This window comes from Terriglobales bacterium, from assembly GCA_035624475.1.
Lineage (GTDB): Bacteria > Acidobacteriota > Terriglobia > Terriglobales > Acidobacteriaceae > DASPRL01.
The window spans coordinates 1-6,311 of sequence record DASPRL010000211.1 but is presented as its reverse complement, the minus strand read 5'-3'; the positions used below and the strand labels follow the sequence as shown (position 1 = coordinate 6,311).

Here is a 6,311-nt window from a genome sequence, read left to right as displayed (position 1 = left end):
CCAGTCCCGCTCCCTGCACTGGTTGTATGTCCATGCGGGAGAGCCGTCGCTGGTGCGCTTCACGGTGGGCTTCGGGCTGCTGGTGCTGGCCATCTCCATCCTGAAGAACGGCTACTTGTCGCTGCTCTCCTACGCGCAGTTTCGCTTCCTGCTGAACCGGCAGTTGCAGACTAGCGCGCGCCTGTTCTCGGTGTACATCTCCCAGCCCTATTCCTTCTTCCTGGGGACCAACTCGGCCCTGTTGTTGCGCAACCTCTCCCAGGAAGTGGAGATCATCTTCACCTACAGCGTGGTGCCCGCGGCCACGCTGCTGACCGAGAGCATCATCGCCGCGGCCATCCTGGTGATGATGCTGATCGTGGCGCCGGCCTCGGCCCTGGGAGTGGCGCTGCTGTTCGGCGGCAGCGGCGCTGTCTTCTACCTGCTGATCCGGCGGCGGCTGGCGAGGGCCAGCCGGATGGCGCTGGGGGCGCGCGGGGCCATGACGCAATGGGTGAACCAGGCCTTCGGAAGTATCAAGGAGACCAAGGTGGGGTTGCGGGAGCAGTTCTTCCACTCTCGCTTCTATGCCGCCACGGCCGAGTACATGCGGGCGGTGCGCAGCTACCGCGTGGCCGCCGCCCTGCCCACGCTTCTGCTGGAGACCTTTGCGGTCGCGGCCATGGTGGGGATCGGGGCGATCGTGCTGGTCCGCGGCGGAGGCGCGCGCGTGGCCATCCCCACGGTGGGCCTGTTCTCACTGGCCGCGCTGCGGCTGATGGCCTCGGCCAACCGCATCATGTTGGCCTCCTCCTCCATCCGCAACAGCCTGGCCGCGCTGGAGGTCGTCCTGCGCGATTTGGGGCGTGCCACTGCGGTGACGCCCCGGGCGGCAGAGGTGCAGCCCCTGTCGGCGATCGAGTCGCTGGAATTCTCCGGCGTCAGCTTCCGCTACGAGGGGGCCCGGCGGCCCGCGCTGGATCAGGTTGCCTTCCGCGTAGGGAAGGCGGAGAAGGTCGCCATTGTGGGCACCTCGGGCGCCGGCAAGACCACCACCCTCGACCTGCTGCTGGGATTGCTGGAGCCGCTGGAGGGCGAGGTGCGGGTCAATGGGTCGCCGCTGCGCGAGCTGCTGCCGCGCTGGCGGCGCAGCGTGGGCTACATCCCGCAGCACGTCTTCCTGCTGGACGACTCCATCCGCCGCAATGTCGCTTTCGGCCTGGACCCGGCGGAGATCTCTGACGAGGCAGTGTGGGAGGCGCTGCGGGTCGCCAGCCTCGACTCCTTCGTGGAAAAATTGGAGCACGGCCTCGAGACCCTGATCGGGGAAAACGGGGTGCGGCTTTCCGGCGGCGAGCGCCAGCGCGTAGGCATCGCCCGCGCCCTCTACGGCAACCCCGCGGTGCTGGTCATGGACGAGGCCACCTCCGCCCTGGACCTGACCACCGAGCAGCAGGTGCAGCGGGAGCTGTTTCGAAGCTGCGAGGGCAAAATGCTGCTGGTGATCGCGCATCGGCTCACCACGGTGAAGCGCGTGGACCGGGTACTGCTGCTGCAGGCCGGTCGCCTGGTCGCTAGCGGCTCCTACGACCACCTGCTGGCCACCAACCCGGAATTCCAGCGCCTGGTGCGCTCCGGGGAGCTGGATTGGGCCGAGAAGCCGGTCCGTGTCTGAGCCCGGCCGGTGATTTAAGATGGACGCCGACCTTCTGATGTCCACCACAGCCACCGCGGTGAAAGAACGGCTGGCGATCGGCGGCGGGACGCCCGTGCGCACCCGCCCCTGGGCGCCTTGGCCGGAATTCTCCGCCGACGAGGTGGAAGCCGCCGCCGCCGTGCTGCGCTCCGGCAAGGTCAACTACTGGACGGGCGAGGAAGGGCGCGAGTTCGAGAAGGAGTTCGCCGCCTTCGTGGGGCGGAAGTACGCCGTGGCCCTAGCCAACGGCACCCTGGCGCTGGAGCTGGCGCTATGTGCGCTTGGCATCGGGCCCGGCGACCAGGTCATCGTGCCCAGCCGCACCTTCGTGGCCACCGCCACCTGCGTGCTGCTGTCCGGCGCCATCCCCGTCTTCGCCGACGTGGACCGCGACAGCGGCAACCTCACCGCTGCCACGGTCGAGCCCCTGATCACCCGCCGCACCCGCGCCATCATCCCCGTGCACCTGGCCGGCTGGCCCTGCGACATGGACCCCATCCTGGCGCTGGCTCGCAAGCATAGGCTCAAGGTGATCGAAGATTGCGCCCAGGCGCACGGCGCCACCTACAAGGGCCGGCCGGTGGGTTCGCTGGGCGACCTGGCCGCGTTTTCCTTCTGCCAGGACAAGATCGTCTCCACCGGCGGCGAAGGCGGCATGCTGCTCACCGACGACCGCAAGCTGTGGGAGCGCGCCTGGAGCTACAAGGACCACGGCAAGAGCTACCAGGCCGTGTACCAGCGCAAGCATGCCCCGGGCTTCCGCTGGCTGCATGAGAGTCCGGGCAGCAACTGGCGGCTGACCGAGATGCAGTCGGCGATGGGGCGGGTGCTGCTGCAGAAGATCGCGGCGCGGGTGGCGGTGCGCCGCCGCCATGCCGCGATCCTCAGCGCCGCTTTCGCCACCCTGCCCGCGCTGCGCGTGACTCCGGTGCCGCCCGCCTTCGGCCACGCTTTCTACAAGTACCATGTGTTCGTGCGCCCGGAGCGCCTGGCCAAGGGCTGGAGCCGCACGCGCGTGCAGGAAGCCGTCGCTGCCGAGGGCGTCCCCTGCCTGGCGGGTAGTTGCAGCGAGATCTACCTGGAAAAGATGTTTCCCAAGTCCCTGCGCCCCAAGCAGCGCCGGCCGGTGGCGCGAGAATTGGGCGAGACCAGCCTGATGTTCCAGGTGCACCACACCCTCACCGCGGAGGACATGCGCGACACGGTGCGGGCGGTGGCCAAGGTCCTGAAGGCCGCCACCCGGGCGCCAGGGCCCGGTTGACACCTTCCCGGAGTCATACTTTGGTAACCTGGGCCGCCTTGACAGCCTTTCCCGCCAATACGATACTTTCAGTGCGCCCCCCTTTTCCCCGGCAGATGACTGCCTCATTGAGCCCAGACTAAGGACGAAGAATGCCTTCTAATCTGCGCCGTTCCTTCCGGTATGGACTGCTGTTCTCGGTCCTGTTCGCGTCGATGATCGCTCTGGGCCAAGCGCCGGTGCGCTCGCCCAAGGCCTCGCAACCCGCCAACGCGGAGGAAGAGGAGCGGGACAACCCCGCGGCCCGCCAGGCCTGGTTCCTGCGTGGCCGCATCGTGCCCGGCAAGAATGCGGCCGCGTTGCTGCATCGTGCCTTCCAGCAGAAGATCGCGCTGCGCAAGGCCCAACAGCAGGCCCGGCAGCAAGCCGCGCCGGCGGGCGGCCCCGGGCTGGCGGGAGGTCCTCTGCCTATGGGGCAGGGCATCGGCCCTGCCTGGACCAACCTCGGTCCTGCCCCCATCACCAGCAGCAGCGACGGGACGACCAACTTCAGCTTCAGCGGCGGTCATGAGGGCAACTTCAGCGGCCGCGTCCAGGCGGTGGTGGTCGATCCCAACGACAGCACCGGCAACACCGTCTACGTGGGCAGCGCCTACGGCGGGGTGTGGAAGACGACGAACGGAAAAGCCTCTCCCGCCTCCAACGTGACCTGGACCTCGCTCTTCGACACCGATCCCGCCGCCTCCACCTTGTCGGTGGGCGCGGTCGCAGTGCTGCCGTGCAGCGGGGCCTGCGGCGCCCACGGCCCCATCGTCCTGGTGGGCACGGGCGAGCCCGACAACGCCATCGATTCCTACTATGGGCAGGGCATCCTGCGCTTCGATCCCACGGCCAACGCCTGGAGCCTGATCTCCTCGGCCGACGGCGGCACCCACCAGTTCCAGGGCATGGGCTTCAGCAAGATCGCCTTCAACACCTCCACCCCTGCGATGGTGGTGGCAGCCACGGGCGCTACCTTCTTCCCCTCCAACACGCTGAATTTCATGAAGGGGCTTTACTATTCCAGCGACAGCGGGGCGACCTGGAGCTTGGCCACCGTCAAGGATGGCTCAACCCAGATCTGCATTCCCGCCCAGAGCGCGCCCCAGGGTTGCTCGGTCAGCGACGTGGTCTATGACGCGACCAACAGCACCTTCTACGCCGCCATCCGCTTCCACGGCTTCTATTCTTCCACCGACAACGGCCACAACTGGACGCGGCTGACCGTGCAGCCGGGCAGCTCCCTGCCTACCACTACGTGCACGCCCGCGACTAATTCCAGTTGCCCGATGTACCGCGGGCAGCTCGCCGTGCAGCCCTCCACCGGCGACCTCTACACCGTCTTCGTCGGCAGCAGCGGCGACACCTCCTCCGCCAACATCTACCGGGCCACCTTCTCCGCCGGGGTGGTCAATGGCTGGACCCACATCTCTAACGGCACCACTAGCCCTACCTCCACGGGCATCGTCGGTTGTGGCGACGGTTCCGTCGGCAGCGGTTGCGACCTGAGCCAGAGCTTCTACAACCTCTACATCGCGGCCGTGCCCAACGGCACGGGCACCGACCTCTACATCGGCGCCGTGAACCTCTTCAAGTGCCGGCTGGCCAACAGTAGCCAGACCTGCAACATGACCTCCGGCACCAGCAACATCTGGATGAACATAAGCCACGTCTACGGGAGCTGCAGCGGCAACGCCAACTACCAGACCATGCATCCCGACAACCACGGCTTCGGATTCATGGTGCTGTCGGGCGGGAGCGTCATCGCCTACCTGGGCAATGACGGCGGTGTGTACCGCTCCCTCGACAGCCGGAACTTGGTCGGAGGCACAAACTGCAGCGCCGGCGGCCCCGCCCCCAACGGCAACGCGCTCGACTCCCTGAACACCTCTACCCTGGGCTCGCTCACCCAGTTCATCTGGATCTCCACCGACCCGGTGGACGGCAGCGTGACCCTGGGCGGCACCCAGGACAACGGCTCGCCCGCCACCGCGGCCGGGCAGAGCAGCCCGGTGCTGACCCCGCCGCTGTTCTTCATGGCCAACGGCGGCGACGGCGGCTACAACTTCATCGACCACACCGGCAACAACTGGTACACCACCAACACCGGCGTCAGCATCCAGAAGTGCAGCGGGGGCATTCCCTGCATCGAGACCCTGCCCTTCAATTCGATCATCGGTTCCGGCCAGGTGGGCGGCGACAGTGGCGCCTTCTACACCCCTTACATGCTGGACCCAGCGAACGACGCCGACGCCATCGTGGGCACCTGCCGGGTGTGGCGCGGGGTCGCCGACGGATCGGCCCTGACCGCGCTGAGCTTCAACTTCGATACCGGCACGGCTGCCACCTGCAACGGCAGCGAGAACAACATCATCGCCAGCCTGGCGGCGGGCGGAGCCACCAGCGGCGGACTTTCGCAGGTGGTCTATGCCGGTACCGGCGGCGGCCACATCTGGGCGACCACCAACGCCGCCGGCGGCACCGGCACCTGGACCGACCAGACCGGCAGCACCAACCCCGGCGGCTTTCCCGTCTCGGGAGTTGCCATCGACCAGGTCGGCGACAACACCGGCCAGACCGCCTACATGACCATCATGGGCTTCACCGGTGGCGCCGGCCACGTGTGGAAGACCACCAACGCGGGCACGAACTGGACCGACATCACCGGCAACCTGCCCGACGCGCCCGTGAACTCCGTGCTGGTCGATCCCGGCAACCACAACATCGTCTATGTGGGCACCGACGTGGGCGTCTTCATGGCCAGCGACACCACCCAGGGCGGCTCCACCAACTGGCAGGAATGGGGCCTGAGCTTCCCCAACGTGGCGGTGCTCTCGCTGGCGTCGGCGCCGGGCGGGAAGCTGCGCGCCGGCACCCACGGTCGCGGCATCTTCGAGACCCAGCTTTCCTCGGCCTTCGGCGGCTACACACTTCCGGTGAGCAACACCCCGCAGACGGTGTACGTCAGCCAGCTGCCGGCGGTTTTCAACGGCAACGCCACCGCCACCGGCAGCTACAACAGCCCGGTGAACCTGAGCTGCACGGCGGGGGGGACCGCGCCGCCCTCGACCTGCACGCCCGCACCCAATCCGGTGACGCCGGTCACCGGCCCCGGCACACCCTTCACGATCAGCACCAGCGATGTGGCCGGCGATTACCTCTTCAACCTGCACGGGGTGGGCACCGACAGCAACAGCACCACCAACGACACCGCGCTCACGCTGCACATCCTCGACTTCAACCTGGCCAGCTTCTCGACGACCACGCCGACCATCCCGCACGGCACCGCGCAAGATGTCACCTTCCAGGTGACCGCGGCGGGCTCGTTCGCCGGCAGCGTGACCCTGTCCTGCAGCG

At 67.7% G+C, this 6,311-nt stretch carries 3 protein-coding genes; all 3 read left to right on the top strand.

The window, feature by feature from the left end; all coding sequences use genetic code 11:
- Positions 1-1,654 (top strand): ABC transporter ATP-binding protein (locus VEG08_08775; protein ID HXZ28077.1); only part of this gene is annotated, 1,654 nt, incomplete at its 5' end.
- Between the two features lie 19 nt (positions 1,655-1,673).
- Positions 1,674-2,936 carry a DegT/DnrJ/EryC1/StrS family aminotransferase gene (locus VEG08_08770; protein ID HXZ28076.1) on the top strand — a complete coding sequence of 421 codons (1,263 nt, stop codon included), beginning with the start codon at positions 1,674-1,676 and terminating at the stop codon, positions 2,934-2,936.
- A 131-nt stretch (positions 2,937-3,067) separates the two neighbouring features.
- A partial coding sequence (locus VEG08_08765) for a hypothetical protein (protein HXZ28075.1) occupies positions 3,068-6,311 on the top strand: 3,244 nt, incomplete at its 3' end.